This window comes from Bacillus sp. GbtcB14 (assembly GCF_019091205.1).
Classification (GTDB): Bacteria; Bacillota; Bacilli; order Bacillales; family Bacillaceae_G; genus Bacillus_A; species Bacillus_A cereus_AG.
In genome coordinates this window covers 1-650 of record NZ_JAGXJT010000058.1, presented here as the reverse complement: position 1 = coordinate 650, position 650 = coordinate 1, and the positions used below count along the sequence as shown (strand labels likewise).

Genomic DNA, 650 nt, shown 5'->3' with positions numbered 1-650 from the left:
CATATTATATGGTTAAGTCCTCGATCTATTAGTATTCGTCAGCTCCACATGTCACCATGCTTCCACCTCGAACCTATCAACCTGATCATCTTTCAGGGATCTTACTAGCTTACGCTATGGGAAATCTCATCTTGAGGGGGGCTTCATGCTTAGATGCTTTCAGCACTTATCCCTTCCGCACATAGCTACCCAGCTATGCCCTTGGCAGAACAACTGGTACACCAGCGGTGCGTCCATCCCGGTCCTCTCGTACTAAGGACAGCTCCTCTCAAATTTCCTACGCCCACGACGGATAGGGACCGAACTGTCTCACGACGTTCTGAACCCAGCTCGCGTACCGCTTTAATGGGCGAACAGCCCAACCCTTGGGACCGACTACAGCCCCAGGATGCGATGAGCCGACATCGAGGTGCCAAACCTCCCCGTCGATGTGGACTCTTGGGGGAGATAAGCCTGTTATCCCCGGGGTAGCTTTTATCCGTTGAGCGATGGCCCTTCCATGCGGAACCACCGGATCACTAAGCCCGACTTTCGTCCCTGCTCGACTTGTAGGTCTCGCAGTCAAGCTCCCTTATGCCTTTGCACTCTACGAATGATTTCCAACCATTCTGAGGGAACCTTTGGGCGCCTCCGTTACACTTTAGGAGGCG

The 650-nt window shown here is 53.2% G+C and carries 1 rRNA gene; it reads right to left on the bottom strand.

Annotated elements, in window-relative coordinates:
* Positions 1-8 precede the first annotated feature (8 nt).
* A 23S ribosomal RNA gene (locus tag KVT31_RS29330) occupies positions 9-650 on the bottom strand; the annotation flags it as partial.